1 protein-coding gene is annotated in these 1,189 nt (G+C 68.3%); it reads right to left on the bottom strand.

Going from position 1 to position 1,189, the window contains the following annotated elements; all coding sequences use genetic code 11:
* Positions 1-647 precede the first annotated feature (647 nt).
* Positions 648-1,189: hypothetical protein (locus ACFVYI_RS42445; RefSeq protein WP_387895488.1), on the bottom strand; the 542-nt coding region annotated here is incomplete at its 5' end.

Consider the following 1,189-nt stretch of genomic DNA (forward strand, 5'->3'; position numbering starts at 1 on the left):
AGTCACCCCGGCGACCACCGAGCAGATCGACTGATACACGCCCCACCTGTCGTGCAACACGCGGGCCAGTTGACGCTCTTCGAGGCGGACCCGGGACTGGCGCCCGCTGGCCGGCGCACTGCTGCCACCTCCGCCGCCTTCCGTGACGGCCATCCTGACGGACTTCGCCCGATACACCACCGAGCACCGCTGGAGCCAGAAGTCCCACGAACCCACAGCGCGGGTTCTGCGGCTGGCCGCCACCTGGCTTGGCGCCGACACCATCTTCCGCGAGGACGACCTGCGGGCGCTGAACCGCGCGTGCCGCAGCAGCGGTGGTCGCATCGGCGGTCTGGTCGCCTTCCTGAACCAGCGCGAACAGCTTCTGCCCTCGCCTCCGCGCCGCAACCGCAGCGAGGCCTTCATCCAGCGCACCATCGCCGCCTTCCCGACCCGAATCGGTGACGAACTCGACACCTGGGTAAGGGTCTTGCGCGGATCTACCCGGTCCCACCACTCTTCCGCGCCTGAAACACGCCAAGCTCGTCTTCGCCGACCCTACCCGCGGCCTGCATGTCACTCGCCGCGAAGCACTGCCCGTCACCCTGGCCCCCGGCCGGCTCACCGGGCTCCTGGAGAGCAGCGCCGCTCCCGCCAACCGCCTGGTCCTAGCCCTGGCCGCCCTCCACGCAACCAACGGCACCGACCTGCGCAACCTCACCCTCTTCGACGTTCTGCTCGCCCGCCGGCAACTCCTGATCCGTCGCCCCCAAGGCCGCCACGTCGTCCACCTCGACGACACCACGACCGCCCTGCTGCACGACCGGCTCCGCTACCGGCACCGGCGTTGGCCACGCACCGCCAACCCCCACCCCCTCATCACCCAGCAGACCGCCAGTACCACCGATCCCGTCTGCACGGATTACATCTACACACGCTTCGACCCCGCCGGTGTGACTCTGCGTGCTGTTCGCGCCGACAGAATCCTGGACGAAGCCCGCGAGACCGAAGACCCGGTCCACCTCGTCCGTGTCTTCGGAATCTCTGTCACCACGGCCATGAAGTACATCCACACCGCCCACCCCCACCGCGCCGGCCCTGTCCCCCGCTGAGAACTGAGAGGGTGTTCTGCGAGCGTCGGTGGGTCTAGTCGTACTTGAAGGCAGGTTGTCCGGTTTTGGGACTTCACGATCGGCCGGAAATGCGGTGC

This window comes from Kitasatospora sp. NPDC058218, from assembly GCF_042882445.1.
Taxonomy (GTDB): Bacteria; Actinomycetota; Actinomycetes; order Streptomycetales; family Streptomycetaceae; genus Kitasatospora.